Origin of the sequence: Hadarchaeum sp. (SeqCode), from assembly GCF_038871235.1 — an archaeon.
In the GTDB taxonomy this organism is placed as follows: Archaea; Hadarchaeota; Hadarchaeia; order Hadarchaeales; family Hadarchaeaceae; genus Hadarchaeum.
In genome coordinates, this window is record NZ_JAVZIN010000008.1 from 1 (window position 1) to 24852 (window position 24852).

The 24852-nt window shown below is 48.2% G+C and carries 34 protein-coding genes; 26 read left to right on the forward strand and 8 right to left on the reverse strand.

The features are described 5' to 3' along the window. From QXT02_RS04705 to QXT02_RS04735, 7 genes are all read left to right on the forward strand, one after another. A partial coding sequence (locus QXT02_RS04705) for a proton-conducting transporter membrane subunit (RefSeq protein ID WP_342812227.1) occupies positions 1–719 on the forward strand: 719 nt, incomplete at its 5' end. Continuing rightward, positions 719–1048, forward strand: coding sequence for a hypothetical protein (locus QXT02_RS04710; RefSeq protein ID WP_342812228.1), 330 nt, complete (start codon positions 719–721; stop codon positions 1046–1048). The genes QXT02_RS04705 and QXT02_RS04710, both read left to right, overlap by 1 nt. A gap of 4 nt (positions 1049–1052) precedes the next feature. Further along, positions 1053–1472, forward strand: coding sequence for an NADH-quinone oxidoreductase subunit B family protein (locus QXT02_RS04715; RefSeq protein WP_342812230.1), 420 nt, complete (start codon positions 1053–1055; stop codon positions 1470–1472). Continuing rightward, a complete protein-coding gene (locus QXT02_RS04720; RefSeq protein ID WP_342812232.1) occupies positions 1469–1900 on the forward strand; it encodes an NADH-quinone oxidoreductase subunit C in 432 nt (143 codons plus the stop codon). Before QXT02_RS04715 ends, QXT02_RS04720 begins: the two co-directional genes overlap by 4 nt. Then, complete coding sequence (locus QXT02_RS04725) at positions 1897–3048, forward strand: nickel-dependent hydrogenase large subunit (protein ID WP_342812233.1); 1152 nt, start codon at positions 1897–1899, stop codon at positions 3046–3048. Before QXT02_RS04720 ends, QXT02_RS04725 begins: the two co-directional genes overlap by 4 nt. After that, a complete protein-coding gene (locus QXT02_RS04730; RefSeq protein WP_342812235.1) occupies positions 3045–4004 on the forward strand; it encodes a complex I subunit 1 family protein in 960 nt (319 codons plus the stop codon). The genes QXT02_RS04725 and QXT02_RS04730 overlap by 4 nt, the downstream gene beginning before the upstream one ends. Continuing rightward, positions 4004–4315 (forward strand): 4Fe-4S binding protein, encoded by a 312-nt coding sequence (locus QXT02_RS04735; RefSeq protein WP_342812236.1) that lies wholly within the window; start codon positions 4004–4006, stop codon positions 4313–4315. The genes QXT02_RS04730 and QXT02_RS04735 overlap by 1 nt, the downstream gene beginning before the upstream one ends. An 8-nt stretch (positions 4316–4323) precedes the next feature. On the opposite strand, the gene hycI is transcribed toward QXT02_RS04735, so the two are convergent. Both hycI and QXT02_RS04745 read right to left on the reverse strand, forming a co-directional pair. Then, on the reverse strand, positions 4324–4797 hold the full coding sequence (gene hycI / locus QXT02_RS04740) for a hydrogenase maturation peptidase HycI (RefSeq protein ID WP_342812330.1): 474 nt from the start codon (positions 4795–4797) through the stop codon (positions 4324–4326). Between the two features lie 10 nt (positions 4798–4807). Further along, on the reverse strand, positions 4808–5500 hold the full coding sequence (locus QXT02_RS04745; protein ID WP_342812237.1) for a PHP domain-containing protein: 693 nt from the start codon (positions 5498–5500) through the stop codon (positions 4808–4810). Between the two features lie 91 nt (positions 5501–5591). Between QXT02_RS04745 and hypE the strand changes: the two genes are divergently transcribed. The 8 genes from hypE to QXT02_RS04785 all read left to right on the forward strand — a co-directional run bounded on the left by hypE (position 5592) and on the right by QXT02_RS04785 (position 12068). After that, positions 5592–6629, forward strand: coding sequence for a hydrogenase expression/formation protein HypE (hypE, locus tag QXT02_RS04750; protein ID WP_342812238.1), 1038 nt, complete (start codon positions 5592–5594; stop codon positions 6627–6629). A 293-nt stretch (positions 6630–6922) separates the two neighbouring features. Next, complete coding sequence (locus tag QXT02_RS06750) at positions 6923–7516, forward strand: helix-turn-helix domain-containing protein (protein ID WP_404980438.1); 594 nt, start codon at positions 6923–6925, stop codon at positions 7514–7516. Beyond that, positions 7513–8382, forward strand: a complete 870-nt coding sequence (locus tag QXT02_RS04760; RefSeq protein WP_342812239.1) for an AAA family ATPase — start codon at positions 7513–7515, stop codon at positions 8380–8382. The genes QXT02_RS06750 and QXT02_RS04760 overlap by 4 nt, the downstream gene beginning before the upstream one ends. A 60-nt stretch (positions 8383–8442) precedes the next feature. Continuing rightward, positions 8443–8853: a hypothetical protein gene (locus QXT02_RS04765; protein ID WP_342812240.1), complete on the forward strand. Its 411-nt coding sequence runs from the start codon at positions 8443–8445 to the stop codon at positions 8851–8853. 93 nt (positions 8854–8946) lie between these two features. Next, the gene (albA, locus tag QXT02_RS04770) at positions 8947–9234 is read left to right on the forward strand and encodes a DNA-binding protein Alba (protein ID WP_342812242.1); all 288 of its coding nucleotides are present in this window, start codon (positions 8947–8949) and stop codon (positions 9232–9234) included. A 103-nt stretch (positions 9235–9337) separates the two neighbouring features. Beyond that, positions 9338–9841, forward strand: a complete 504-nt coding sequence (locus QXT02_RS04775; protein ID WP_342812243.1) for a transcription elongation factor NusA — start codon at positions 9338–9340, stop codon at positions 9839–9841. Positions 9842–9848: 7 nt separating this feature from the next. Then, a complete protein-coding gene (aspS, locus tag QXT02_RS04780) occupies positions 9849–11162 on the forward strand; it encodes an aspartate--tRNA(Asn) ligase (RefSeq protein WP_342812245.1) in 1314 nt (437 codons plus the stop codon). Positions 11163–11312: 150 nt separating this feature from the next. Next, positions 11313–12068 (forward strand): tRNA (adenine-N1)-methyltransferase, encoded by a 756-nt coding sequence (locus tag QXT02_RS04785; protein WP_342812246.1) that lies wholly within the window; start codon positions 11313–11315, stop codon positions 12066–12068. Positions 12069–12114: 46 nt separating this feature from the next. Here the strand turns inward: QXT02_RS04785 and QXT02_RS04790 are convergent, their stop codons facing one another. From QXT02_RS04790 to QXT02_RS04810, 5 genes are all read right to left on the reverse strand, one after another. Next, the gene (locus QXT02_RS04790) at positions 12115–12507 is read right to left on the reverse strand and encodes a Zn-ribbon domain-containing OB-fold protein (protein ID WP_342812247.1); all 393 of its coding nucleotides are present in this window, start codon (positions 12505–12507) and stop codon (positions 12115–12117) included. Continuing rightward, positions 12508–13671, reverse strand: coding sequence for a thiolase domain-containing protein (locus QXT02_RS04795; RefSeq protein WP_342812249.1), 1164 nt, complete (start codon positions 13669–13671; stop codon positions 12508–12510). Next, entirely contained in the window at positions 13671–14717 is a 1047-nt protein-coding gene (locus QXT02_RS04800; protein ID WP_342812250.1) for a hydroxymethylglutaryl-CoA synthase, read from the reverse strand. Before QXT02_RS04800 ends, QXT02_RS04795 begins: the two co-directional genes overlap by 1 nt. 107 nt (positions 14718–14824) lie before the next feature. After that, a complete protein-coding gene (locus tag QXT02_RS04805) occupies positions 14825–15541 on the reverse strand; it encodes a helix-turn-helix domain-containing protein (protein WP_342812251.1) in 717 nt (238 codons plus the stop codon). Positions 15542–15580: 39 nt separating this feature from the next. Continuing rightward, on the reverse strand, positions 15581–16150 hold the full coding sequence (locus tag QXT02_RS04810; RefSeq protein WP_342812252.1) for a CBS domain-containing protein: 570 nt from the start codon (positions 16148–16150) through the stop codon (positions 15581–15583). Between the two features lie 92 nt (positions 16151–16242). On the opposite strand from QXT02_RS04810, the gene QXT02_RS04815 reads away from it, so the two are divergent. From QXT02_RS04815 to QXT02_RS04835, 5 genes are read left to right on the forward strand one after another with little or no spacing between them, the layout of a single operon-like run. After that, positions 16243–17451, forward strand: coding sequence for a methionine adenosyltransferase (locus QXT02_RS04815; RefSeq protein ID WP_342812253.1), 1209 nt, complete (start codon positions 16243–16245; stop codon positions 17449–17451). A gap of 60 nt (positions 17452–17511) precedes the next feature. After that, positions 17512–19017: a tRNA guanosine(15) transglycosylase TgtA gene (gene tgtA, locus QXT02_RS04820; protein ID WP_342812331.1), complete on the forward strand. Its 1506-nt coding sequence runs from the start codon at positions 17512–17514 to the stop codon at positions 19015–19017. A 44-nt stretch (positions 19018–19061) separates the two neighbouring features. Beyond that, positions 19062–19493, forward strand: coding sequence for an Lrp/AsnC family transcriptional regulator (locus tag QXT02_RS04825; protein ID WP_342812255.1), 432 nt, complete (start codon positions 19062–19064; stop codon positions 19491–19493). A gap of 8 nt (positions 19494–19501) precedes the next feature. Continuing rightward, positions 19502–19741 carry a hypothetical protein gene (locus tag QXT02_RS04830; protein ID WP_342812256.1) on the forward strand — a complete coding sequence of 80 codons (240 nt, stop codon included), beginning with the start codon at positions 19502–19504 and terminating at the stop codon, positions 19739–19741. Between the two features lie 37 nt (positions 19742–19778). Then, positions 19779–20747 (forward strand): ribose 1,5-bisphosphate isomerase, encoded by a 969-nt coding sequence (locus tag QXT02_RS04835; protein ID WP_342812257.1) that lies wholly within the window; start codon positions 19779–19781, stop codon positions 20745–20747. A gap of 70 nt (positions 20748–20817) precedes the next feature. Here the strand turns inward: QXT02_RS04835 and QXT02_RS04840 are convergent, their stop codons facing one another. Beyond that, a complete protein-coding gene (locus QXT02_RS04840; RefSeq protein WP_342812258.1) occupies positions 20818–21078 on the reverse strand; it encodes a translation elongation factor-like protein in 261 nt (86 codons plus the stop codon). A gap of 175 nt (positions 21079–21253) precedes the next feature. On the opposite strand from QXT02_RS04840, the gene QXT02_RS04845 reads away from it, so the two are divergent. From QXT02_RS04845 to QXT02_RS04870, 6 genes are all read left to right on the forward strand, one after another. After that, entirely contained in the window at positions 21254–21886 is a 633-nt protein-coding gene (locus tag QXT02_RS04845) for an energy-coupling factor ABC transporter permease (RefSeq protein ID WP_342812259.1), read from the forward strand. 8 nt (positions 21887–21894) lie between these two features. Next, a complete protein-coding gene (locus QXT02_RS04850) occupies positions 21895–22179 on the forward strand; it encodes a PDGLE domain-containing protein (protein ID WP_342812260.1) in 285 nt (94 codons plus the stop codon). 11 nt (positions 22180–22190) lie between these two features. Further along, on the forward strand, positions 22191–22946 hold the full coding sequence (cbiQ, locus tag QXT02_RS04855; protein ID WP_342812261.1) for a cobalt ECF transporter T component CbiQ: 756 nt from the start codon (positions 22191–22193) through the stop codon (positions 22944–22946). Next, positions 22943–23662, forward strand: coding sequence for an ABC transporter ATP-binding protein (locus tag QXT02_RS04860; protein WP_342812262.1), 720 nt, complete (start codon positions 22943–22945; stop codon positions 23660–23662). The genes cbiQ and QXT02_RS04860 overlap by 4 nt, the downstream gene beginning before the upstream one ends. A 160-nt stretch (positions 23663–23822) precedes the next feature. After that, complete coding sequence (nikR, locus tag QXT02_RS04865) at positions 23823–24233, forward strand: nickel-responsive transcriptional regulator NikR (protein ID WP_342812263.1); 411 nt, start codon at positions 23823–23825, stop codon at positions 24231–24233. 11 nt (positions 24234–24244) lie between these two features. Then, complete coding sequence (locus QXT02_RS04870; protein WP_342812265.1) at positions 24245–24838, forward strand: HD domain-containing protein; 594 nt, start codon at positions 24245–24247, stop codon at positions 24836–24838. Positions 24839–24852: the final 14 nt, after the last annotated feature.

Consider the following 24852-nt stretch of genomic DNA (forward strand, 5'->3'; position numbering starts at 1 on the left):
TGGCCCGGCTTCCCTACCTTCCCTTCGGGATGCCGGTGGGCGCTATATTGGTCGCGCTGGGTCTGATCAGCATGGTCGTCGGGGTCCTCATGGCCCTCATGCAGCGGGACTTTAAGCGCATGCTCGCCTACCACGTCATCAGCCAGAAGGGCTACATGGTCCTAGGCATCGGCCTTGGCACTCTGGGGGCAACTCTAGGCACTCAAGGAGGTCTCTTCCACCTTCTAAACCATTCAACTTACAAAGCCCTACTGTTCATGTGCGCCGGAGCCGTCCTTTACCAGACTAAGAGCCAAAAGTTCGATGAGCTGGGTGGGTTGGGCAAAAACATGCCCATTACCGCTCTGACCTTCCTCATCGGCGCCCTTGCCATCTCCGGGATACCTCCTCTGAACGGCTTCGTCAGCAAATATATTATTTATCTAGCCGGCCTCCAAGCGGGTATGCCTTGGGTAACCGCCATCGCTGTGCTGGTCAGCGGTCTGACGCTGGCCAGCTTCATGAAGGCCTTCAGCTCAGTATTCCTGGGTCAGAGGCCGCGGCATCTGCAGGGTACTATGGAGGCTCCCAAGCCCATGCTCTTCGCCATGATTGCAATGGCTGTGATCTGCGTGGCCATAGGTCTGGTTCCAGACCTAGGATTCAATATCGTGGGTCCGGCGGCGGAAGCGGCTAAAAACGTGGTTAGCTATGTAAGTCAAGTGCTGGGGGGAACCTGATGTTTGACCTGATCTGGCAACCGATAATCGTCACGGCCGCAATCTTGCTCTGCTCGCTGGCCACCTATGGGTTAATTGCGATTGGGAGAAAAACCACCAAACCCCAGCCGACCCCGGAGAAGATGAAGAACTATGCCTGCGGAGAGGAACTGGAGCCTGAGGAGATCCACGCTGACAGTGCTCAATTTTTCTCCGCGGTGCGCCGGGTTCTGCGGCCGTTTTATCGCTACGTTCAAGCCGCCCACACGGGTGAAGTCAACACCTATCTTCTCTGGATACTTGTTGGCTTTGTAGTCATCCTAATAGTAATCCTGCTCACAGTGTGGTGAAATTATGGGACTGACAACCTACTTCAGGAAAAAATCACCCTGGCTGTTACACTTCAACTCAGGAGGGTGCAACGGCTGCGACATCGAGCTGCTGGCGGCTCTCACCCCGAGGTATGACGTTGAGCGCTTCGGGGTCAAGCTAAAGGGCTCGCCAAGGCACGCCGATATCATGGTGGTCACCGGCCCAGTCACCAAACAGACGAGGGAAAGGCTAATCAGAGTCTATGAACAGATGCCTGAGCCTAAAGCAGTAGTAGCGCTTGGTTCTTGCCCGGCATCAGGATGCGCCTTCCACGATTGCTACAACACCTTAGCTCCGCTAGATAAACACATCCCGGTGGCCGCATATGTGCCTGGCTGTCCGCCGAGGCCTGAGGCAATCATTTTTGCTCTAGTAAAAGTGCTGGAGGGCATGGGAAAATGAACGCGCAAGAAGTGGCTGATCTCATCAAGCCGGAAGTGGACGAGATTAAGATCATCAGCGAGAGGTGTCTCTTCGCCTCAAGCGACAAGAAAAGGTTCCTGAACATCCTGAAGTCACTGAAGGACAACGGCGTCACCCATATCTCCACCATCACCGCCCTTGACAACGGCAAATCAATCGAGCTGATCTACCACTTCGACTGCAAGCCAGCTCTGCTGAACCTCAAGATCTTCTTGCCGATGGATGACCTGAAGATACCAACCATAACCGACCTTTTCCCCGGCGCCGTGCTTTACGAGCGCGACATCATGGAGATGATTGGTGTAATTGTGGAAGGACATCCTGATCCCAGGAGGCTGTTCCTGCCCGAGGACTGGCCCCAGGGCAAATATCCGCTGAGAAAACAGAAGGAGGAGAAAAAAACATGACGATGGTAGTGCCCATAGGACCGCAGCACCCGGCACTAAAGGAACCCGAGTACTTCAGATTTGAGGTCAAGGGCGAGGAGATAGTTGATGTGGACATCTACTTCGGCTATGCCCACCGCGGCATCGAGGAGACCTTCGCCCGGCGCAACTATAAGCACAACATCTACCTCTCAGAGAGGATCTGCGGCATCTGTAACATCTGCCACTCGACCTGTTACTCCATGGCGGTTGAAAGGGTCGCTGGGATTGAACCTCCTGAGCGGGCCAAATACGTCCGCTCGCTGATCCTAGAGCTGGAGAGAATTCACAGCCACCTGCTCTGGCTTGCTGTGGCGGCACACCAGATCGGCTTTGACACCCTTTTCATGCTGGCCATGAGGGACCGGGAACACGTGATGGACATGCGGGAGATAATCTCGGGAGGCAGGGTCCACTCAGCAACCAATGCCATAGGTGGGGTGAGAAGGGACGTGACCCGGGAGCAGATACCCAAGCTGCTGGAAAAGCTGGATAAGGTGGAGAAGTCAGTAAAATACTACATCAATCTTTTCCAGACCGACCGAACGATAAGGTCCCGCTGTGAAAACGTTGGGGTTCTCACGAAGGAGGATGCCATCAAGCTCTGCGCCGTTGGTCCGGTAGCGCGCGCCTCAGGGGTGAAAACCGACATCAGGGTGGAAGACCCCTACGCCGCCTACCCGAACCTCTCCTTTGAGGTCATCACTGAAACCGACGGGGATGTCATGGCCAAGGGAATGGTCAGGTTAAGAGAGATGGTAGAATCCGTTAAAATGGTGCGGCAGATCTTGAAGGAGATGCCGAACGGTCCACTCAGGGTGCCTGTGGATCTGAAAATATCGCCCAACGAGGCCGTGCAGAGGGTGGAGGCGCCGCGCGGTGAACTCCTTTACTACATCAGGTCAAACGGCACTGAAATTCCTGAGCGGGTGCGCGTCAGAACCCCCACCTACGCCTCAGCACCGTCCCTGAAACCGATGTTCGTGGGGGGAACGGTGGCAGAAATCCCAATCGTTCTCTGGAGCCTCGATGTCTGCTTCGCCTGCAACGATCGGGTGACTCTGGTTGATGTGAACACAGGCAAGGCCAAGATTGTCACCATGGAGGAACTGAAGAGGTGGCGCAAGTGAACTTTATCGATATCCTCCAGTTCATTTACAACTCGCTTGTCTTTCCCGGGCTACTCTTCGCTTCCATAATCGGTCTGCTGTACGTTGGGATCGACCGAAAGGTGACTGGACACCTGCAACACCGCATAGGCCCACCGATATGGCAGGAATTCCTCGACTTTGGAAAGCTGATGACTAAAGAAGACATCACACCTGCTGCTGCGATCAGACCCGTCTTCGCGGCCGCACCTTTGTTCGCCTTGGGCTCGTTGGCGGCGGTAATGCTACTCTTGCCTGTGGTCTCGGCCCAGCCTGCGCTTTTGCTAACTGCGGATCTCATCGTTATCATTTACCTGCTTAATCTTCCGGCCATCTCAATGATACTGGGTGGATATTCCTCCGGAAGCCCGTTCGCCATCGCTGGAGCAGGACGCTACATCGTACAACTCTTGGGCTACGAGTTCGTCTTCATACTGTCGATTGCAACCATAGCCGTGAAAGTTGGAACTCTCAATCTGACGGATATCATCAACTATCAAAGGACGAGCGGGTGGCTGTTGCTAGACTGGAAACTTCTGCCGGCGATTATAGCCATGCTCATCGCGGCCCAAGGAAAACTGCTCCGCACACCATTCGATATACCGGAGGCCGAGAGCGAGATCGTCGCCGGTCCACTCACTGAGTACTCTGGCCCCAAACTGGCCATCTGGAGAACCGCATACAACGTGGAAACCATCGCAGTGGCTGCCCTTTTGGTCTCCCTCTTCTTGGGTGGTCCAACTCCATATATTTTTGGAAGCATACAGATACCAGCCATCGTGGACTTCCTCATCAAGACATTCTTGATAGTGATGCTGACCACGATAGTGAGAAACATCGTGGCTAGAGTGAGGATCGACCAAGCACTGAAGTTCTACTGGACCTTTGGCACACTTCTCGCCGCAATCAGTCTAATACTCGTGATGGTGGTGCCCTAATGGTGAAAATACTGCCCAAGGTTCTGGCCAACCTTTTCCGCAAGCCCTTCACGGTGAAGTACCCGTATGAAAAGGTAGAGCCCGCTGATGGTTACCGTGGAAAGCCATCAATAACCAGAGAGAAATGCATCCGCTGCTGGCAGTGTATCAGAGCCTGTCCAGATAGGGCAATTAGCATCGACAAGGAAACTAAAACCCCAGTCATCTGGCTGGGCAGATGCACCTACTGTGGAGAGTGTGCCGAGGCCTGCCCAACGAAAACGATCGTGATGACAAAGAACTTCGAGTTCTTGGACCAGTACGAGAAATAAGGCGCTAATTAGAACTGTTTAAATAGCTCAGTCAGAATTTTCAGAACCATATTCATAGAGTTTTTCACCGCTTCGCACATTTTTGAACCTAGACCGACCTGTCCTGGCTGAATCCCCAACAAGACTACCTCCGCCCCCGTCTGCTCCTTAAGGTAGCCCGTCAGCACGGAAAGAGGTATGGTGTGTGTGGAAACTGGGCGACCGGCGATGGCCTCGGGATCAGCAACAATCATATCTCCAGCCCTAGCGCCGAAATCAGCCGCATCAATAAGTATGATATGGGATGGTCTGAAACGCCGGATCTGAGAGGTATAGTTCTCAGGAGCCACACCACCCTCTAAAAGCAAAACTTTTGGTGACTTTATACGGTTACGCAACTTCCTGACTATCTCAACGCCGACAGCATCATCTCCCCGCAAATCGCTGCCGACGCCGACGATCGCTACCCGCGTGGCCCGATTTAAAAATGAGGACAAATCCACGACCAAAATTTCACCTGACAAAATTATCGTAAATTAAATCCTCTCGCTTTGCCCCAACCCGCTTCAGTGCTGAAAGTGCCCAATCAATCTTCCCAACCTCTGAAATCCGGTGGGCATCTGAACCAATGCTGAGCTTTACCCCCTTTTTAAGACAAAGCCTGATGAAAGCATCGTCAGGCACTTTATATTTCACGTTAACCTCCATCGCCACATTTTTCTCCGCCGCTAGGTCGACGAAGCCCTCAATTTCCTCCCACGAGAGGCTCGGCAGCAGATCTACGTTGAAGAAAAACGGGTGACAGAAGACATCAACCCTTTGTCTTTCTATCGCACGAGTTGCACGGAAGAGGTATTCATGGGCATTATCACTCAAGTGAATCTTCCCAATATCGTGAATCCCTATCAAGAGAATGTCGATTTTTTTGACAAAATCATCCTCCACATCTAAACTGCCATACCTGCTGACCACGTTGGCTTCAATCCCGGCCAAAACAGGTGTTTCGACATCCTCAGCGACGATTTTTATATCCTCGAGCATCTGCGTCATTTTCTCCCGACCCACACCAACGCTGAGCTCAGGACCATGATCGGTGAAAGCTAAGGCCTCCAAACCCCTGGTTGTTGCCGCCTCGACCACCTCGGCATGGCTGCAGGTGCCATCCGAATATCGAGTATGTATGTGAAAATCGAACTTTTTTAGCATACTAAACCAAAACCGAATTGTACCTAAAAGGCTTAATTATACCTACTGAAAGGATGTTTCAGAAAGAAATTTTAAAAACGGGTGAAGCGGGATGGTGGAAAATCAAAGCGATAATATGTCGAAGAGAATAACCCTTTCGCACGGCGCTGGCGGAAAAATTATGATGGATTTCATAAAAAACATCATTTTGAAGGAAATTAACCTCAAAAGCGCCGGAGAGGTGGGGCTTGACGCTCTTGACGACGGAGCCAGTATTTCCCTAGGTGACAAGACCCTGATATTCACTACCGACTCGCACACGGTAAAACCACTATTTTTTCCCGGAGGGGATATCGGAAAGCTGTCTGTATCGGGAACAATAAACGACTTGGCAATGATGGGGGGGAGGCCGCTCGCCATGGCCTGTGCAATAGTGGTGGAAGAAGGATTTTCCATCGCCGATCTGGAACGAATATTTCGCTCAATGAACATCACTTCCCAAGAAGTTGGTTGTCCCCTAATCACAGGTGATTTTAAAGTTATGGAAAAGGGATCGCTAGATGGGATGATTATAACTACCACAGGTGTAGGTCTAGCTGATAAAATCATCACCGATCGGGGGTTGAAACCGGGAGATAAAATCATTGTTACGGGAACCATCGGTGACCATGGGATGACAATAATTGCTCAGAGAGAAGGGATAAATCTAGCCACGGATTTGGTCTCCGACGTTGCACCCCTGTGGGAAACTATTGAGGCCGCTCTGAAGGTGGGTGGAGTAACCGCAATGAAAGATCCCACGCGAGGGGGCCTAAACGGAGCTTTGAATGAGATGGCGGAAAAGGCAAGAGTGGGCATAATCATCAAGGAAAATGAAATCCCAATTTTAGATTCTGTCAGGGCTGCTAGCGAAATGCTGGGTATTGATCCTCTCCAAATCACCAATGAAGGAAAGGCTGTTATATCTGTGGAACCGGCAAAGTGCGACTTAGTGCTGGAAGCAATTAAAAAAACCAAATATGGTAAAAATGCTAAAATAATAGGTGAAGTGATAGCAGATTACCCTGGAGATGTGATTCTTGAAACCAGCGTTGGAGGTAGAAGACTATTAGAAACCCCAATCGGGGACCCAGCTCCAAGAATATGTTAATATACATTAATTGACAAATAATGACAAAAATAGAAAATTAAATATTCAGAAAAATATGTACATAAGTGGGCAATAGACAAATATAGACATATAAAAACGTGAGACTTCGGGCAACTGCTCACTGTCATTAAAAAATTATTAATGGGGGCTTTTTGGCCTTTCCAAATGCTTTTAAATAAATTTATAAAGGATGAACATTGGAATCATGATCCAATAAAAATCTAAAAATAGACAAAACTGGACAGATGTAATTAAATTTATATATTTAGACATAGATTGACAAATGTGGACATATGGAAAAAATGTATACGCTGAAAGAGGCAAGAGAAATCCTTAGGGTGTGTACTAAAACCATCCAAAGGTGGGATAAACAGGGAAAAATAAAGTGTATTCGCACTCCAGGAAATCGTCGACTCATACCAGAAAGCGAGATTTTAAGAATAATTGGAAAAATTACTCCTTTAAGTGAAGAAAAAGAAGAAATTAAAACTATAAAAGTCAAAATTGGGCCAAAAAAAGAAACATCACCTCTTGAACCTGAAACGCAAGCTGAAAAGGAAAAAATTGAAAAACCCGCGAAAACCGAAAAGATCCAGCAGTCGGCACCACCAGAGCCAAAAATACCTGAACAGCCGCCCAAGCCCAAAGAAATGACACGATACGCGATACTCGACGCTCTTGAACCATCCGGGCTGGCTATCCGCTCTGCATTTGGCGACCTTTTATCCGCAGCCATTCTTCTAAAAAAATTTACTATCAAGGACCTATCTGCAAAGGCCCGTTGTCCTGAAACCGTAGCAAACATGTTTTGCCAGCGCATGAATTCGCTCGGCTATATAACTGAAAAAGATGGGGTTTTTGAAATGCAGATTGAGGTTATTAAATGACAACTTTTGATGAAAAAATCGGGAGAGATCAACGTTTTGAAGCCTTTATTCAGCGCTGGGGGCTAAAAAAAGACCCTTTTAGTTTTGAAATACCATCAATTGACTCTTTTGCGCCAACACAGCAAGAAGACATCAGAAAAATTAAACAATTACTCTTAGAAGGTAAAGTTGGGGTGCTCACAGGCGACTTGGGAATGGGTAAAACCACTCTTTGCGAATTCATTGTTTCGGCTTTAAGAGAAGAAAGCCTGTCAATAACGGATCCCTCCAAACAAACCATACCTGTCCTCGTCCATGGTGCGGCCTACAAATCGTCGGGAGAAATTATCCGGGCGATACTGCTCGCGCTGGAAATGCCTGTGGATAAAGACGACGCTAGTCTTTTTGACGTTTTAAGAAGATGGCACCACGATCACCAAGAGCGCCTGATCATCATAATTGACGATATCCCGGAAAGCGGCGCAAATGTGCTTGAAATAGGTGAGTTTCTGCGCGTTCTTTCAGATATCCAAAACATATCCATCTTGATCAACGGAGAAAAAAATCAGATGCAGCGATTTTTGGAGAAGGTTCCATCGCTCAGGGATAGAGTCCAACTATACGTAGAGCTTAAACCAATGAACAAAGAAACTATAAAAGACCTCCTAAAACTGCGGTTAAGGGCCGCCGGATGCTTGAATTACGACGCTTTGATAACTCCTAACGGATTTGACGCGATTTACAAGCTGAGCAATGGCAATCCACGGTTGGCGCTTAAGGTCGCCGACAAAGCGCTACACCTGGCCGCAGCTTTAGATGTTCCAATAAATGAAAGAGTGGTGAAAAAGGCAAACAAGGTTTCCTTCTGGAGGCGTCTGTTCGGATAGGGCCGGTAAACTCTCGGCGGCAACTATTTATTTTTGTTTCCTAAAATAGGAAACAAGGAGATGACATCATTGGAAGCCGAAAAAACGCCAAGGGCAACAGACTGGCTTCGTGATAACCTCCTAGTAAAAGTTCTATTGGAGCGATCACATTTAGACGAAAAAACCTTGAAAGCAATGCTGCTCTACTATTGGTCTGAGAACCCAACTTTCGAAATTATTGCCAAAAAACTCAAAATAAAAAGATCTGGGGCCTGGAAAAGGTGGAAAAAGGGCCAAGAAGCCATAATGCGCTCATTTTACACGATTGAACTGGCGATCTACTCAGGAATTCTGGAAAGGGAAACCGCAGAAATCCTGATTGATGACCTAATTGACTACAATGAACTGGCCAAAGGAGCCGCAAATGTTGAAGAAATCAGGGATAGGATTGAACGCCGGATGGTTCAACTGGTTAGGAATCTGCGTAGCTAAAAAAATTATTCAACCAAATTCCTCGGCATCGAAAGGTATTTATTGGTTCCAAAACGAGGAAAAACTACAAACAGACTAAGGAGGCAAAAGACTATGGCAGAACAAAAGACCGCCGAGAATGTGGTTTTTATTGGAGTGAAACCAGTGATGAACTACGTTTTGGCAGTAATCACACAGTTCAACCAGGGCATCAACGAAATTACCCTCAAGGCACGAGGTAAAGCGATTAGCAGAGCTGTCGATGTCGCAGAGATCGTCAGAAACAGATTTTTGCCGAACATGGTGGTTCGAAACATTTCAATAGGAACCGAATCCATGCAAGCGGAAGGCGGCACCACAAACGTTTCAACCATAGAGATAGTGCTCGGAAAGGGGCAATAAACTCTTTCCGTGCCTTTTTATTTTTTTACCCAAATCTCCACAGCTAAGCGTGTTTTATTTGAATTAATTTAAAAGGTAAGGAGACTAATCACTATTGATCAGCTTGCAGACGCCGATTTGCAAAATATGCTTGAAGAGCGGCATCCTCTGCCAAGGCTGTAGCCAGAAACTTAAAGAGGGAAAGATATCAAAATTAGAACTCAACATCTCGCTGGCTCTTTTCGAACTTTCAAAGAAACATAAAGAACTGGATCAACTGATTTTCAAACGCGCGGTCGATTCCGATGGATTGATCATTCTGGTGGTTGGGGCCGGACAGATACCACTTCTCATCGGAAGGAGAGGCAGGATAGTTCAAGAACTTGAAAACATCCTGAAAAGTAAGGTTCGGATAGTTGAAGAAGGATCAACGGAGAAAAAACTTATTCAGGACCTTTTAACGCCCGCCGATGTGCTCGGAATTAACATCCTCTATACCAAATCCGGAGATGAATACAGGGTCAGGGTGCCACGACAACACATGCGGCGTTTGCCAAAAAACAAGGAAAAACTTGAAGCAGCTCTGAGCAAGCTAACTAATAAAAACTACACTATAATATTCGAGTAGTGATTTTATGCAGCTCGATGATCTTGGCAACTGGAGGCGCACTCATAAATCCAACGAGATACGCGAGGAACTAGATGGCCAAGAGGTCATCCTAATGGGGAGGGTCGGTGACATCCGTGACCTAGGTGGAATCAAGTTCTTAATCCTGCACGACATCAGTGGCTCAGTCCAAATTACGGCGACAAGAAAAAAAACTGATCCTAAAATACTTTCAAAGCTGGATGCCCTTACACAGGAGTCCTCGGTTGCCATCAAGGGAAAAGTCGTTAGAGGTAAACAAGCGCCTCGAGGTGTCGAGGTCGTCCCATCCGAAATCAGAATACTCAACTTGGCCTCCACGCCACTACCTCTAGACCCAAGCGGCAAAGTTAAGGCCAACCTAGATACTCGGCTCGATGCCAGAGGGCTAGACCTTCGTAGGTCGGAAGCAATTGCGATCTTCAAGATTCGCAACCAGGCGCTGCAGACGATCAGGGAATATTTGATATCGCAAGAATTCATCGAGGTCCAGACCCCAAAAATCGTGGCCACCGCGACGGAAAGCGGTGCTGCTCTTTTCCCCATATCTTATTTCGAAAAAGAGGCCTTTCTGAGCCAGAGCCCCCAGCTTTATAAAGAGGTGCTAACTGGAGCATTTGAAAGGGTTTTTGAAGTTGGGCCAATCTTCCGGGCTGAGGAACATGACACTCCGAGGCACCTTAACGAGGCGACCTCAATAGACATTGAGGCTGCATACATGACCGCCGATGACGTGATGAAAATACTGGAGGAATTAGTCTGGCGGGCTTTTGACAGCGTGAAGAGGAACTGTGCCGAGGAGCTTAAGGTGCTTAACCATCATTTGGAGACCCCAAAGAAACCCTTCCCACGCATTACCTATGATGAAGCACTTGCGAAACTAAGCCAAGAGGGAGTTGTGCTAAACTGGGGCGATGATTTACCCACGCCTGCGGAAAAGAAGCTGGCTGAAATTGTCGGGGGCGCCTTTTTCATTGTCGACTGGCCGCTCACCGTGAAACCCTTTTACACCATGCCAAAGGGCGACAAACTGAGCGACGCCTTTGATCTCATGTACGGGGAATTGGAACTGGCCTCCGGAGGCTCGCGCATTCATTCGGAAGAAATGCTAATAAAACAAATGAAGGAAAAAGGGCTGAACCCGGAGAATTTTGAATCACATCTTTTAAATTATCGCTACGGGTTGCCACCCCACGCCGGCTTTGGACTCGGACTTGACCGATTGACAATGGTCCTGACCGGTGCCGAAAACATTCGGGAAGTCGTGCTGTTTCCGCGGGATAGAAAGAGAATAACACCTTAAACAGGGCTATTTCCCCTTGATTTACCTTGACCTGTGGAAATTGCCCTGATGCCACGGCCTACGAGACCCTGCCGGCCATGGCCCTAAAACAGAAGTTGGACCATCAGAAAGAATTAACAATTAAAAGAAAACAGTTTCTTGTGAAAATGTATGATATCCGAAGGCGAGCGAATAATTCTAATCGACGAAGAAGGCAGAAAATACTTGGTCCAGGCCAGCCGACAAAAACATCACACTAAATTTGGTGTGATTGACTTAGCCGAAACAATCGGGAAAGAACCGGGAACCCGGTTAAAATCCCATCTTGGTAAGGATTTTATAGTGCTCCGACCTTCAATTGTGGATTTCCTGCAAAAGCTACGCCGGGTTCCACAGATCATGCTACCCAAAGATGCCGGACAGATAGTCGCCCATACTGGAGTTGGTCCTGGTAGCAGGGTGGTCGACGCTGGAGCTGGCTCTGGGGCGCTATCCATTTTTTTAGGCAACTTGGTGAAGCCAAACGGATGGGTTATAAGCTACGAGGTGCGGGAAGATTTCGCCAAAATAGCTGAGGAAAACATCAGAATGGCGGGGCTCAGCGACATCGTGAAGGTAAAAAACAAGGATATTTATCAGGGTATTGATGAAAGCGAGCTGGATCTGATCACACTGGACCTTCCACAGCCAGAGCTGGTGCTTCCTCACGCCCACCGAGCTCTGAAACCGGGCGGATATCTCGCTGCCTTCACGCCTTGTGTAGAACATCTGCAAAGACTATACCGGGAATTTGCTAAATTTAGCTTCACCAACATCAGCACGATCGAGTGTCTTGTCAGAGAAATAGAAGTAAAAGCTAACTGCACCAGACCAAGCACACGTATGATCGCCCACACGGGTTATCTGACGTTCGCGAGACGCATTTAATCAAACACAACCTATGGTTTTCGGCAAATCCTAGGAAAATTTTCCATCAGACTTTCTTGAACTTGAAACCATAGTAAATGACTCCATCTTCATTATCGGAGCCTATGCGCCGAAAAGTCAATTCCACTTCATCTCCTATTTTCACATCATTGGGGTCGCAATCCACCACCTGCGTCGTGAGCCTAGGACCATCCTCAAGCTCCACTATGGCTAGAACGTAGGGGACCTGATCCTCAAAACCCTCCGGGGCCACATGGACCACACCATAAGAGATTATTTTGCCCCGGCGGCTCAGCCTGTAGGGCTCAAGTTTTCCCATCCTGCGGCACTGCGGGCAGATGTAGCGCGGAGGAAAGAAGACCTTGTTGCAGTTGCCACACCTGGTACCGATGAGATTATACCTATTTGGAATTTCCCTCCAGAATCGCGGCGCGGCCACTCAATCACCCCTTTTGAAGATATGAACCACCGCGGTGCCACCGGTCCCGCCCACGTTATGCGTCAGACCTATCTCGGCACCTTTAACCTGTCGCTTTCCCGCCTCCCCGCGCAGCTGGTGAACTATCTCCACAACTTGGGCGATCCCAGTAGCTCCAACTGGATGGCCCTTACCCTTGAGGCCTCCGCTGGTGTTTATCGGAATCTTCCCACCTATCTCAGTCTGCCCTTCTTCTGTCAGCTTTCCTCCCTCGCCCTTTTTACAAAAACCGAGATCCTCTATCGCCATGATCTCCGCTATGGTAAAGCAGTCGTGGACTTCTGCCACATCAATATCATCCGGCCCGACCCTAGCCATCCGGTAGGCCATCCTAGCCGCCTCAGTAGTGGCCCTCAAACCAGTAAGAGACTGCCGACTGTGGAGGGATATTGTATCACTGGCCTGTCCCGTGCCTGCAACAATTACGGGTACCCTATCCATCTTCCGCGCCTTCTCAGCAGGTGCCACAACTACACAGGCCGCGCCATCGGTGATTGGCGAACAATCCAACAGTTTAAGGGGGAGAACCACAGGAGGGGATCTCAGAACATTCTCAACTGTGATTCTCATATGATACTGGGCGCAAGGATTCATACAAGCATTGCTGTGGTTCTTGACCGCCACCATTGCCATCTGCTCCTCGGTCGTGCCAAATTCATACATGTGGCGGCGGGCCATTAGCGCGTAAAGTCCGGGAAAAGTCCCCCCGGCGTAAACCTCCCATTCTTGGTCGGCCGCCGTTGCTAAGGCACCAGTGGCCTGCTCGGTCATGACATCAGTCATTTTCTCGATGCCTGCGGCCACGACATAATCATGAACCCCTGAGGCAACTGAAATGACCGCCTGTCGCAGGGCCAAACCACCAGAAGCACAGGCCGCCTCAACTCTGGTGGCCGGTATTGGCACCAAGCCAGCATGATCGGCGATTAACGAGGCAATGTGCTCCTGACAGATGAATTGCCCGGCTGACATGTTTCCGATGTACATGGCGTCTATCTGCTTGCCATCGATATTGGCATCCTCTAAGGCCCGGGCTCCGGCCTCAATAATCATCTGACGGAAAGAGAGGTCCCAGAGTTCACCGAACTTGGTTATCCCAACGCCAATTATAGCCACATCGCGCATCATCTCACCAAAAGGCCTTTGTACTTGGCATATGTTGAGTAATCAATGTAAATCTTATCGTTGAGAAATTGCTCTACCTTAGGTGCCAAGTCACGTTTTTCCTCTATCGCCTCCTTAACCCGAATGCTAAAGGCATCACTTCCGGCACCTGAACCGTATGAAACGACCAAAATCCTGTCGCCGGGTTTGGCTTTGTCAAGAACTGCCGCCAGACCTATCATCGTGGACCCTGAATAAGTATTGCCTATTTTAGGGACAACAAGTCCACAGGTTATCTGCGCCTTGGAAAATCCGAGTTCTTCGGCTACCTGATAGGGGAACTTTCCATTGGGTTGATGAAAAACAGCGTGGGTAAAGTCCTGTGGTGTGAGTTTCAGCTGACGAAGAATGCCGTGAGCGGCTGAAACAACATGCTTGAAATAAGCTGGCTTTCCTGTGAATCTTCCACCATGCTTAGGATAAGGTCGCATCTCCCGGCGCCAAAAATCCGGTGTGTCTGTGGTGTATGAATAGGTTCCCTCTATCTCCGCCAACGCTTCACCGTCATTCTTTCCGATGATCACCGCACCGCCTCCGGCAGCGGCCGTATATTCTAAGGCGTCTCCTGGAGCCGCTTGTGCCGTATCGGCTCCTATAGAAATCCCGTATTTTATCTGCCCCATCTCAACCAAACCGGCGCAGGCTTGGATCCCAGCCGTCCCGGCCTTGCAGGCAAACTCCATATCGGCCGCGGTGAGGTTCGGAGTGGCCTCAATGGCCTCGGCTACTATGGTCGCGGTGGGCTTTACTGCGTAGGGGTGTGACTCCGACCCGACGTAAACAGCCCCGATATCTTGGGGATTTATCCTCGCCCTTCTCACCGCGTTCCGAGCCGACTCGACTGATATAGTCGCAGTATCCTCATCGGGTGCAGGAACAGACTTTTCTTCCACCATCAAACTCTGCTTAACCCTGAAAGGATCCTCACCCCAAACCTTGGCAATATCGTCCAGCCGGATGCGGTACCTCGGTATGTAAACACCATAGCCCACTATGCCAACATTCACCCTGAATCACCCGATTCCATCCCATTCTTTTTTACCCTGATTTAACCGTTTAAAAAGCTTTTGTTTGTCGTTAAAAACAACGTCATTTGTCGTAAAAATTTAAAATTTCAGGGGGAGCATTTTCTTAGTTCTGAGAGCAGCTCATTAACGGTTGGAACCTTTGCTACAACAAGGGGTAGTTTAAGTATCTCCGCAATTTTTACGCCGACTTCATCTACTGCCTTTAAATCGCCGTGGAGAACCACCATGCCCGGAGTTATCCCAATAACCTTGACCGCCACCAAAGGTGACCGCCCTGTGGTCACGCCGGTGAAAACAAGGGCGCGCTCAGTAGTCAGGCCGTAGAGGCGCCTGAAATCGTCGGCCGAAAGGGCCAGTATCGCCTTATGGCTATCGATAACTGTGTAGCCGAAGATCTTTCTATCCAAGAGGTCCTTGTTTGCCACCACCTCCCCCGCCACGGCCTTGACTATTGCCCTGCCGTCAACTGGTATGGTATACTCTCTGATTTCAAGGACAACGTCTGGAGGTAACTGGGTGCCAAAAACTTGAGAAAAAACATGAAACATTTTTCCGCCGTGTTGCTCGTCGACCTCCAGCAGCGCTTCAACGATCCTCTTTATAGTTGCAGCCCCGGGAGATTTTCTTCTACCGGCTTCGTAGTCACTAATGACTGAAGGGGAAACCCGCATCACCTTGGCTAAAGCGGGCTGGTTGACGCCGAACCTCTCCCGCCACAGTTTAATGGCCAGTCCGGGTGAATCCGACAGAGTGATGTCGCCGGCTATCCAGCGGGCAATCCTGTCCCTAACTTCTTCGGCCATAAAATTCAACTGATTTTAATAGGTGTAAACTTTTAAAGACTAAGGCTTCACAGCCAACTTGAAAACATCGGCTTTGGTGATTATCCCGGCCGGTTTTCCGTGATCCATGACTAAGATTGCTGGTGCATGCTCAAGAATCGAGTAGACTATACCCACGTCGGCATCCTTGGGGACTGTGGGAAAAGGTTTATCCATTATCTCACCCACATTGCGGCGCAGAAGTCTGGACATATTCTCCCCTGAAGCGATTCTCTGTACAACGCTGGTCTCAGAAATGGAACCAACTTGAACATCCCGATCTAGAACAGGCAACTGGGAGATGTCGTGAGCTTTCATCGTCTTGATGGCCGTTGCCACCTTGTCGCTGGGTCTGGTGAAAACGATCGGGGTTGACATGATTCGTTCAACCAAAATCTGCTTTGTCGGCGCGCTCGCCTGCTCCAGCACCTTCGATATTCTCTCCAAGGTTGAAAATCTAGGATCCGCCTTTCCCGACTCTATTTTGGCTATGTAGGCCTGAGTGACGCCCGCCAATTTGGCCAGCTTCGACTGGCTGAACCCTAGGCGCATTCTCATGGCTCTGACTTCAGACGGCTTGATGATGCCCATACAAACCCTTCATTCCTATGAGTTATATTATCTGAGAAACCTATAAATATAAACGTGACCTGTTAAAATCTAAATTCACGGGGCATGACTTGATGAGAAATATAATTGTTGAGGAAATCAAACAGGTACCGCTCGTGGAGCAAAACTTGGAAATAGTTGAAAGGAAGGGAATTGGGCATCCGGACTCGATTTGCGACTCTATACTTGACCGTGTTTCGGTTGAACTATGTCAAGAATACCTGAAAAGATTCGGCGCCATCATGCACCACAACACCGACAAGTCCCTTCTAGTGGCGGGGAAGGTGGAAACGAGGTTTGGCGGGGGCGAGGTTAAGGAGCCCATGCTTTTGATCTTCGGCGACCGGGCCACCGATGAGGTTGAAGGCGAAAAAATAGATGTGGCCAAAATAGCGATTGACGCGGCAAAAAAATGGATCAAGAAAAACCTCAGATACGTTGACCCTGACAAACACATGCGCTATCAGGTGGAATTAAAACCGGGTTCGGCGGCATTAACGGATATCTTCAGGAGGAAGGGAAAAGTCCTCAGTGCCAATGACACCTCGGCAGCGGTTGGCTATGCTCCCATGACTCCAACCGAGGAGATAGTTCTCAAAACAGAACACTATTTGAACTCAAAAAAATTCAAAAAAGAATTCCCGGAATCCGGTGAAGACATTAAAGTGATGGGGTTCCGAAAAAACAACGATCTATCACTGATGATCGGAATGGCCTTTGTCGACCGTCACGTCAAGGACGAGAAAGATTACTTCAGGAAAAAGGAGGAAATCTTAGAGAGGACCCGTCATTTTGTGGAAGAAAACTCAAACTTTGAAAGGGTGGATCTCAAGCTCAACACACTCGATACTAGAGGAAGAGGAGTAGATGGAGTTTACCTTACCGTTCTAGGTACGAGCGCCGATGGCGCCGACTCAGGCCAAGTCGGCAGGGGCAACCGGAGCAACGGTGTCATCCCATTAAACAGACACGTTGGATCAGAAGCTGCGGCTGGGAAAAATCCGGTAAGCCACGTCGGTAAAATCTACAACCTTCTGACGCACAAAATAGCCAGCGAGATTTACCGCGAGGTTAATGGGCTGAAAGAGGTCTACGTTTGGCTCGTAAGCCAGATAGGAAGCCCCATCGACCAGCCCGCGATAGCTGCGGCAAGGGTTCTCACCGAGCCGGGCGTTAAACTGGACGACGTGAAAAAACAAATCTCTGAAACTATTGAGAGGGAACTGGAAAAAATTGACGAGTTCACCAAATGTCTCTCCAGAGGGGAGTTCCCCGTCTGTTAAAAACAGGCAAAAAATTTTTGCCCCGCCGAACTCTTAAGATATGGTGATTACATTTTTCAGATACTAAAGCGGGACGGCATGGGTAGGATTGGTAGGGTCTCCACCGTCCACGGAGATTTTACCACACCCACGCTGATGCCAGTCATTGATCCCACCGACATTGTCCTGAAACCCAAAGACATGAAGCGAGAGTTCGGCACAGAGCTGATAATAACCAACGCCTACTTAACCATGCTCCATTTCGGAAAAAATCCCGCATTAAAAATTCATCAGCTCTTGGATTACGACGGTCCGATCATGACTGACAGCGGCGGCTACCAGATCCTTCGCTATGGAAACATTGATGTCCCGCCGGAGGAGATAGTTGAATACCAAGACTTGATCTCACCCGACATCGCTACCATACTGGATATCCCTACCGGAGTAAATGCCTCACGAGAGTATGCTGCGGAAACAGTCCGGGTTACGCTTGAAAGGGCAAGACAGGCGGCACAAATTCGATCCAATCCTGAAGTTATGTGGTGTGGTCCCGTTCAAGGCGGCCTCTATACCGACTTGGTGGAGTATTCAGCGAGAGAGATAGGTAAGTTGGATTACCAATTTCACGCAATTGGCAGCCCTGTGGAGTTATTGAACGAGTACAGATACGCCGAAATCGTGGACCTAGTCATGGCAGCGAAAAGAAATCTTCCGCTCGACCGCCCTGTTCATCTTTTTGGCGCTGGGCACCCGATGATGCTGTCGCTGGCCGTAGCTATGGGGTGCGATCTCTTCGACTCGGCGGCTTACATCCTCTTCGCGAGGGATGAAAGATACATGACTGCGGAGGGCACGCTACACCTGGATGAGCTGGTCTTTCTCCCATGCGAGTGCCCGGTGTGCACCAGCACAACCGCTGAGGAGATAAAACGTAAAACTAGGGAGGAAAAAATTAAGTTGCTCGCGCGCCATAACCTTCATGTTACCTTCGGCGAGATTCGGAAAATTCGGCAGGCGATAGTTGATGGTAGGTTGTGGGAATATGTCCAGATAAAATGCCGGGCACATCCTAGTCTCTTGGAAGCGCTCAGGAGATTTATGGACTACAGCGATTTTATAGAGCGGTTTGACCCGGTAACAAAAAAATCAGCTTTTTACTATTCAGGCAATGAATCGATCAAACGCCCAGAAGTACTTCGATACAGACAGAAGTTGAAAGACAGATATACGCCACCTCGGCTAGACACCTTGATCATACTCTCGAGGCCACGTGAAGACACAAAGGTAGATGTAGAAGGCGCCCACGTTTTGAAGATAGTCCCACCATTTGGAGTCGTCCCTGAGGAACTTGAAGAGATATACCCACTATCGCAGAATCAAACGCCAAGGAGGCTCGACGCTGAGGCTGCTAGAACCACTGCCGAGTCCTTAGAGAGCTACTTAACAAGCTGGGGAAGCTTTTACCAACAAGTTATCTTGTTCAATGACAAAAACCTGTGGGGTAATATGTTGATAGAGGCCTGTCATCCTGTGGCTAAAAAGCTGGAAGTAATTCAACTCAACGAAAAAAATTTAAATAGATTATGACAACGAATTTAGCGCGGAGTGGACCGGGATTTTTAATGGACAGCGTGGATCTGAAACTACTGAAGATTCTGGCCGAGGATGCCCACACACCGCTTCGAAAACTGGGCAGAGAACTAGGTCTTAGTCCCTCTGGCGTGAGGAGAAGAATCAAGCAAATGGAAAAAAATGGTCTGATAATAAAATACTCGGCGGTCATCGATCCGAAAAAATATGGATATGGTGTAACAGCATTCATAAGCGTGGATGCAGACTCACGAGAACTTGGAGAACTGACCAAATCGCTTTCCCGTCGTCATGAGGTGTGTGAACTTCACAGGACCATAGGAGGTCATGACTTGATGATCAAAGTGAGGGTTAAAGATGTGGACACGCTAAACAAGTTTGTTGACGATCACATCAGGTGTTTTGATTCGGTGAAGAGCGTGAGAACTACTCTGGCTATGGAAACTATCAAGGAAACTCTTGTCAATCCCTAGGTGATGGGATGAAGGAGGAATACAAGAAGATCATGATCGAGTCCCTAACATCGGTACGGCCTTATATCGCATTTCTTGGGGAACTGAGAGATTTCATAGAAAAGGAAGCAAGCGAATGCGAGAGCATCGAGGCATTTATTGAAAAATTGAAAAAACAAAACGAAAAATCTGACATCATCCGGAGAACCGACGGGCAGATATTTTTGTCCGAGCTCAGGCGCAACTTGGCCAAGCTCCACTCCGATTGATTTTAATTCTGACGACCCGATTTAATCTCAGATTTAAATGGTAAACGAAAAGATCAAAAAAATAGCCCAGGACATAAAAACAATGCGTATACGTGGCGCGGGAAGAATTGCCCGTGCGGCCGCTAGAGCTCTGAAGATTGCCGCGATTGAGTCTCAAGTTAAAACGCCTGCTGAATTCTCCCATGAGATGGAAACGGTATCCAAAATTCTACTCGAAACCAGACCCACAGCAGTTTCTCTGCCCAATGCAATAAGATACGTCTTGTTGGGATTAAAACAAGCACACGGCGCTGACCTTTGGACGATGAAGAAAACCATCTGCTCTCGCGCGGACGATTTCATCAAAAATTCGCTGGAGGCTGTGAAAAAAATCGGTGAAATCGGAGCCAATCGAATTTCAAGCGGTGATGTGCTCCTAACCCACTGCAACAGCGAGTGCGCGCTGTCGATAATAAAAACCGCCTTCAAACAGGGAAAGAATATTGAGGTTATCACGACAGAATCGAGACCGGTCTGGCAGGGACGCCTCAGCGCCAAGGAGCTGCTCAAGGAAGGGATCCCGACGACGATGATAATAGACTCTGCTGTGCGCCATTTCATCCGGGATGTGGACAAGGTGATAGTTGGCGCTGATAGTATAGCGGCAAATGGGGCAGTCGTTAACAAGATCGGGACGTCAAGCATCGCGCTGGCAGCCCATGAGGCAAGGGTTTTATTCTTCGTTGCCGCCGAAACATACAAGTTTCATCCGGAAACCTTGGTCGGCCGATTGGTGGAGATAGAGGAGAGAGATCCAAACGAGATAATTAACCTGAAACGTTATCCGGGGCTAAAGGTAAGAAATCCTGCGTTCGACATAACTCCTCCGGAATATGTGGACTTAATCGTTACCGAGCGCGGGATAATACCTCCTTATGCCGCCTATGCCATAATTCAGGAGATATTTGAATGGAAACCTGGTAACGGGCCTCGTCACACCGCAGACAAATTAAAACCGTCAATCTAGGGTCCACAAAATCTGATAAAAACTAACTGAAAAGCGCCGCCTGATGGACAACTCGAGAAATTATGTTCAACTAGCTGATTTTATAGACCAAATCTCCTTCCCTAACCTTCTGCTGAACCTTAAGCCCTATCGATTCACCGGCCTTGGCGCTACTCAAATTCTTGTGCTCAATTTGGATTGACTCCACGGTCTGTTGGAAGTTCGTGGTGGTGCCCTCAATAGAAATTTTGTCTCCCACATTCAACTCCCCGGTCAATTCAACAACAGCTACGCTGATCTTAGAATAATAGTGAACCACTTTCCCAACAAGTTTTTTCTCGCCAGCTTCCATCACCCTCACCCTATTAAAGTTGAACCCCTTAATTAAATCCTTTTTCGGTGCCAGAGTGAACAAACTAAATTTGGAACGCTGATCTTTTAACAAAAATTTCGCAGGCAGATAAATGCGTCTACTGTGGTTTTGATAATATTTATATAGATAAAAATATTACTGCTAATGGATCAACATGCACATACCGGATGGTTTTCTAAGCTGGGAAGTCTGGGCGCCTCTGTGGGCATTGGCGGTCTTGATCATTACCTTCGCCGTATGGAAAACCAACAAAAAACTTAGTGACAAACACGTTCCTTTGCTGGGCGTTCTGGCGGCCTTCATCTTTGCAGCCCAGATGTTAAACGTCCCGGTGGCCGGAGGTACAAGCGGACATTTGCTTGGAGGAGTTCTCGTCGCGGTCTTCGTCGGACCTCTGGCTGGTTCTATCGTGATGAGCTCGATTTTTGCTGTGCAAGCAATTTTTTTTCAAGATGGTGGGATAACAGCGTTGGGGGCAAACATCATCAACATGGGATTAATCGGGACAATTATTGGATTCTACATCTATCTTGCTTTTACAAAAATATCAAAAACAAAAGGCGTGATTATCGGAGCTGCCGTAGCCTCTTGGATCTCGGTGGTTCTGGCATCCGCCGCCTGCGCCCTTGAACTGGCAGCTTCCGGGACCTCGCCACTTTGGATAGCCCTTCCTGCCATGGTAGGCATTCATTCCATTATCGGTGTTATTGAAGCAGCCATGACAGTGACAGTAATCGGATTTGTCATGAAGACAAGGAGCGACTTGCTCAATCTGCCGAAAATATAGGTGAAAGAATGAAGGGAAAAAATTGGTGGGTAGCTGGCGTGATAATCGCCTTGTTTATGGCTTCGGTGCTATCACTCTTTGCCTCCACGGAACCCGATGGTCTTGAGAGAGTAGCTGAAGATCACGGCTTTGCTGAAAAGGCTGAAGGACAAGAAGTTATCCGAGCCCCGATACCGGACTACGTCATCCCAGGAATTGGGGACGAAAAAGTCGCCGCATCACTTGCGGGCTTAATCGGAGTCCTAATTATTCTTGGTATTACTTTCAGCTGGGCAAAGTTACTAAAAAGATAAAAAGGATAAAAATGAAACACAGCTTTCTTGACCAATACAGCAACCTGAAAAGCCCGATTCACAAACTCGACCCGCGGGTAAAGATAATCGCATTTTTTTCTCTTCTCTTAGTTGTGGTTTTTACCCCAATAACACTGGGGCAAAAATTCGTCCTTTACGGGGCGGTTTTGTTATCGCTCATCCTGATCTCTAAAGTACCTATCAAATTCGTGTTAAAGAGATCTTCAATAATAATTCCGTTCGTCAGCTTAGTCGTGATTGGACTGCCCTTTCTGGGAAACGGCGGCGGTTCGCTGAGTCTTGGTGTCTTAACTTTAACCCGATCGGCGGCCTTGATTTTTTTAAACGTGTTGGTGAAATCCTGGCTCTGCGTGCTGGCCATGATAGCGCTTACCTCCACAACACCATTTTCAAAGCTTCTAAACGGTTTTCAGAAGTTAAAAATTCCGGCTGTTTTTGTGATGATTCTTTCTTTCATGTATCGATTTGTCTTTATCATGGAAGATGAACTTGATAGGATGATCAGAGCGCGAGACGCCAGAACCTTCAGTCCGTCTTGGCTCCAATCAGTAAAAACTGCTGGAAATATGATTGGAACTCTTTTCTTGAGGAGCTATGAAAGGGGAGAGCGTGTCTATGCGGCTATGTGTTCGCGGGGCTATGACGGGAAAATAAAACTAACTAAAGAACTCAAGCTGAGCGGTTACGACATTTCTTTTATTTGCGTCTTTTTATCGCTGACGATTTTCATAGCGGTGGTCTTATGATGGCGGTGGAAGTAAAGAACCTGCAATACAAATATCCTGACGGTACCGTTGCCCTCCGCGGTGTTAACTTCTGGGTAAAAAAAGGTGAGAAGGTCTATCTACTCGGCCCAAATGGTTCGGGAAAGTCCACGTTGCTCTTACACTTCAATGGAATTCTAAAGCCTCAGAGAGGAAAGGTGATGATCCTCGGCAAGGAAATCAGCAAATGGGGTGAAGAGGTAAAGAGGATAGTTGGGTTAGTGTTTCAGAACCCTGATGATCAGCTCTTTATGCCGACGGTTTATGAAGACGTGGCTTTCGGTCCGGTTAACTTGAAGCTTGATGAGTCTGAAGTCAAAAAAAGGGTGGAAAATGCGCTGAAAACGGTGGGGATGAAAGGATGTGAGGAAAGAAGTCCCCACCACCTCAGCTATGGTGAGAAGAAGAGAATCGCAATAGCCACCGTGCTGGCCATGGATCCCGAAATATTGGTGCTTGACGAACCGACTCTTTCCTTCGACCCTTGGATAAAAATGAGCTTCATCAAGTTGTTGAAGGAGTTGGGGAAGAACAGGACAATTATAATTTCCGGTCATGACTTCGAGGTAATGGAGCTCTGCAACCGTGTTTACCTTATGAAAAACGGCAGAATAGCTGGTGAGGTTAAAAACAAAAGAAATCTTCAAGTGTTATTAAATCCAAGAAGAACGGCAAAAATCCTTGAAAAGGGACGATAATTTTAATGGTGATCTTTTTGCCAAAGCTATCGATTTCAAACGGGAAGCTCTGTTATAAATATACGGGGCCAAAAACTGCTTTGCGCCTCGGAATGGCAACTATTTCTGCTAAAATCAGTTAACGTTAATTCGTCAATGGATAAAAATTAAGTGGGATTAAATGTCAGAAAAGATAACTCGCGTAAGCCTAACCTTGCCGGAGAAGTTGCTCGATGAACTTGATGAATCCCTTAAAGCCCGCGGCTACGCGAGCCGATCCGAAGCCGTCAGGGATTCGCTTCGGGATTTCCTTTCTGAATATAAATATCGAAAGAATCTGAAGGGCTACATTACTGGCGTCTTAGTTTTGGTCTACGAGCATGATGTCAGGGGGTTGACCGATGCCATAATTGACATCCAGCACTCCGCTGGTGAAATAATAACTACCGTTCAGCACATTCACCTAGATCATAAGAACTGCTTGGAAACTTCTGTCGTCAGGGGGCCTGCTAAAAAAATTGAAAAACTCGTGGAGCGCTTGGAGGGACTAAGGGGTGTCAAACAAGCAAAATTGATGATAGTAAAAAAATAAAGATGAACACTATGAAACTCACCGAACTATTGCTGAGGCTGAACCGACTAAAAAACATCCCACGCACAGGTTGGCTCTTCTGCGACATTTCCACCATGGATGTCGAGGATGTGGCTCAACACTCATTTGAGGTGGTCAGCATCACTATGTTCCTTGCCGACGAACTGATGAAGGAAGGTAAAAAAGTTAACCGCGAAAGAGCTATCAGCATGGCTATACTGCACGATTGGGCTGAATCCGAGGTGGCCGATTTTCCTTATACGGCAAAGAAATACCTGAAACCAGCTAGGGCTAAAGAGCGAATGGAACACGACGCCTTAGTGGATTTGTTAAAGGATTTGCCGGAAAAGGAAGGGTACTTGAAACTATGGGAGGAGTATAGGGAAGAAAAAACTGCAGAATCGAAGTTAGTTCACGCGGCCGATCTTCTCTCCATCATGGTGCAGGGAATCAAGTATCGAGAAAGAGGTATAAAATCAAGGGGACTGAACGAACTCTGGCGGGCTGTGAAGGAGGATCTGAAACCCTATGCTGAAGAGTTCAAAATCGTTGGTGAACTAATCAAAGAACTGAACTCGTCTTTTACTTCACCGTCAAGTTTTTAAAAGACCAATGGTAT

What these genes read in the sequence shown, in the direction of transcription:
- QXT02_RS04710 (WP_342812228.1), top strand. Translation starts at nt 719, where the DNA reads ATGTTTGACCTGATCTGGCAACCGATAATCGTCACGGCCGCAATCTTG.
- QXT02_RS04715 (WP_342812230.1), top strand. Translation starts at nt 1,053, where the DNA reads ATGGGACTGACAACCTACTTCAGGAAAAAATCACCCTGGCTGTTACAC.
- QXT02_RS04720 (WP_342812232.1), top strand. Translation starts at nt 1,469, where the DNA reads ATGAACGCGCAAGAAGTGGCTGATCTCATCAAGCCGGAAGTGGACGAG.
- QXT02_RS04725 (WP_342812233.1), top strand. Translation starts at nt 1,897, where the DNA reads ATGACGATGGTAGTGCCCATAGGACCGCAGCACCCGGCACTAAAGGAA.
- QXT02_RS04735 (WP_342812236.1), top strand. Translation starts at nt 4,004, where the DNA reads ATGGTGAAAATACTGCCCAAGGTTCTGGCCAACCTTTTCCGCAAGCCC.
- QXT02_RS04745 (WP_342812237.1), bottom strand. Translation starts at nt 5,500, where the DNA reads ATGCTAAAAAAGTTCGATTTTCACATACATACTCGATATTCGGATGGC.
- hypE (WP_342812238.1), top strand. Translation starts at nt 5,592, where the DNA reads ATGGTGGAAAATCAAAGCGATAATATGTCGAAGAGAATAACCCTTTCG.
- QXT02_RS06750 (WP_404980438.1), top strand. Translation starts at nt 6,923, where the DNA reads ATGGAAAAAATGTATACGCTGAAAGAGGCAAGAGAAATCCTTAGGGTG.
- QXT02_RS04760 (WP_342812239.1), top strand. Translation starts at nt 7,513, where the DNA reads ATGACAACTTTTGATGAAAAAATCGGGAGAGATCAACGTTTTGAAGCC.
- QXT02_RS04765 (WP_342812240.1), top strand. Translation starts at nt 8,443, where the DNA reads ATGACATCATTGGAAGCCGAAAAAACGCCAAGGGCAACAGACTGGCTT.
- albA (WP_342812242.1), top strand. Translation starts at nt 8,947, where the DNA reads ATGGCAGAACAAAAGACCGCCGAGAATGTGGTTTTTATTGGAGTGAAA.
- aspS (WP_342812245.1), top strand. Translation starts at nt 9,849, where the DNA reads ATGCAGCTCGATGATCTTGGCAACTGGAGGCGCACTCATAAATCCAAC.
- QXT02_RS04785 (WP_342812246.1), top strand. Translation starts at nt 11,313, where the DNA reads ATGATATCCGAAGGCGAGCGAATAATTCTAATCGACGAAGAAGGCAGA.
- QXT02_RS04795 (WP_342812249.1), bottom strand. Translation starts at nt 13,671, where the DNA reads ATGCGCGATGTGGCTATAATTGGCGTTGGGATAACCAAGTTCGGTGAA.
- QXT02_RS04805 (WP_342812251.1), bottom strand. Translation starts at nt 15,541, where the DNA reads ATGGCCGAAGAAGTTAGGGACAGGATTGCCCGCTGGATAGCCGGCGAC.
- QXT02_RS04810 (WP_342812252.1), bottom strand. Translation starts at nt 16,150, where the DNA reads ATGGGCATCATCAAGCCGTCTGAAGTCAGAGCCATGAGAATGCGCCTA.
- QXT02_RS04815 (WP_342812253.1), top strand. Translation starts at nt 16,243, where the DNA reads ATGAGAAATATAATTGTTGAGGAAATCAAACAGGTACCGCTCGTGGAG.
- QXT02_RS04830 (WP_342812256.1), top strand. Translation starts at nt 19,502, where the DNA reads ATGAAGGAGGAATACAAGAAGATCATGATCGAGTCCCTAACATCGGTA.
- QXT02_RS04835 (WP_342812257.1), top strand. Translation starts at nt 19,779, where the DNA reads ATGGTAAACGAAAAGATCAAAAAAATAGCCCAGGACATAAAAACAATG.
- QXT02_RS04840 (WP_342812258.1), bottom strand. Translation starts at nt 21,078, where the DNA reads ATGGAAGCTGGCGAGAAAAAACTTGTTGGGAAAGTGGTTCACTATTAT.
- QXT02_RS04845 (WP_342812259.1), top strand. Translation starts at nt 21,254, where the DNA reads ATGCACATACCGGATGGTTTTCTAAGCTGGGAAGTCTGGGCGCCTCTG.
- QXT02_RS04850 (WP_342812260.1), top strand. Translation starts at nt 21,895, where the DNA reads ATGAAGGGAAAAAATTGGTGGGTAGCTGGCGTGATAATCGCCTTGTTT.
- cbiQ (WP_342812261.1), top strand. Translation starts at nt 22,191, where the DNA reads ATGAAACACAGCTTTCTTGACCAATACAGCAACCTGAAAAGCCCGATT.
- QXT02_RS04860 (WP_342812262.1), top strand. Translation starts at nt 22,943, where the DNA reads ATGATGGCGGTGGAAGTAAAGAACCTGCAATACAAATATCCTGACGGT.
- nikR (WP_342812263.1), top strand. Translation starts at nt 23,823, where the DNA reads ATGTCAGAAAAGATAACTCGCGTAAGCCTAACCTTGCCGGAGAAGTTG.
- QXT02_RS04870 (WP_342812265.1), top strand. Translation starts at nt 24,245, where the DNA reads ATGAAACTCACCGAACTATTGCTGAGGCTGAACCGACTAAAAAACATC.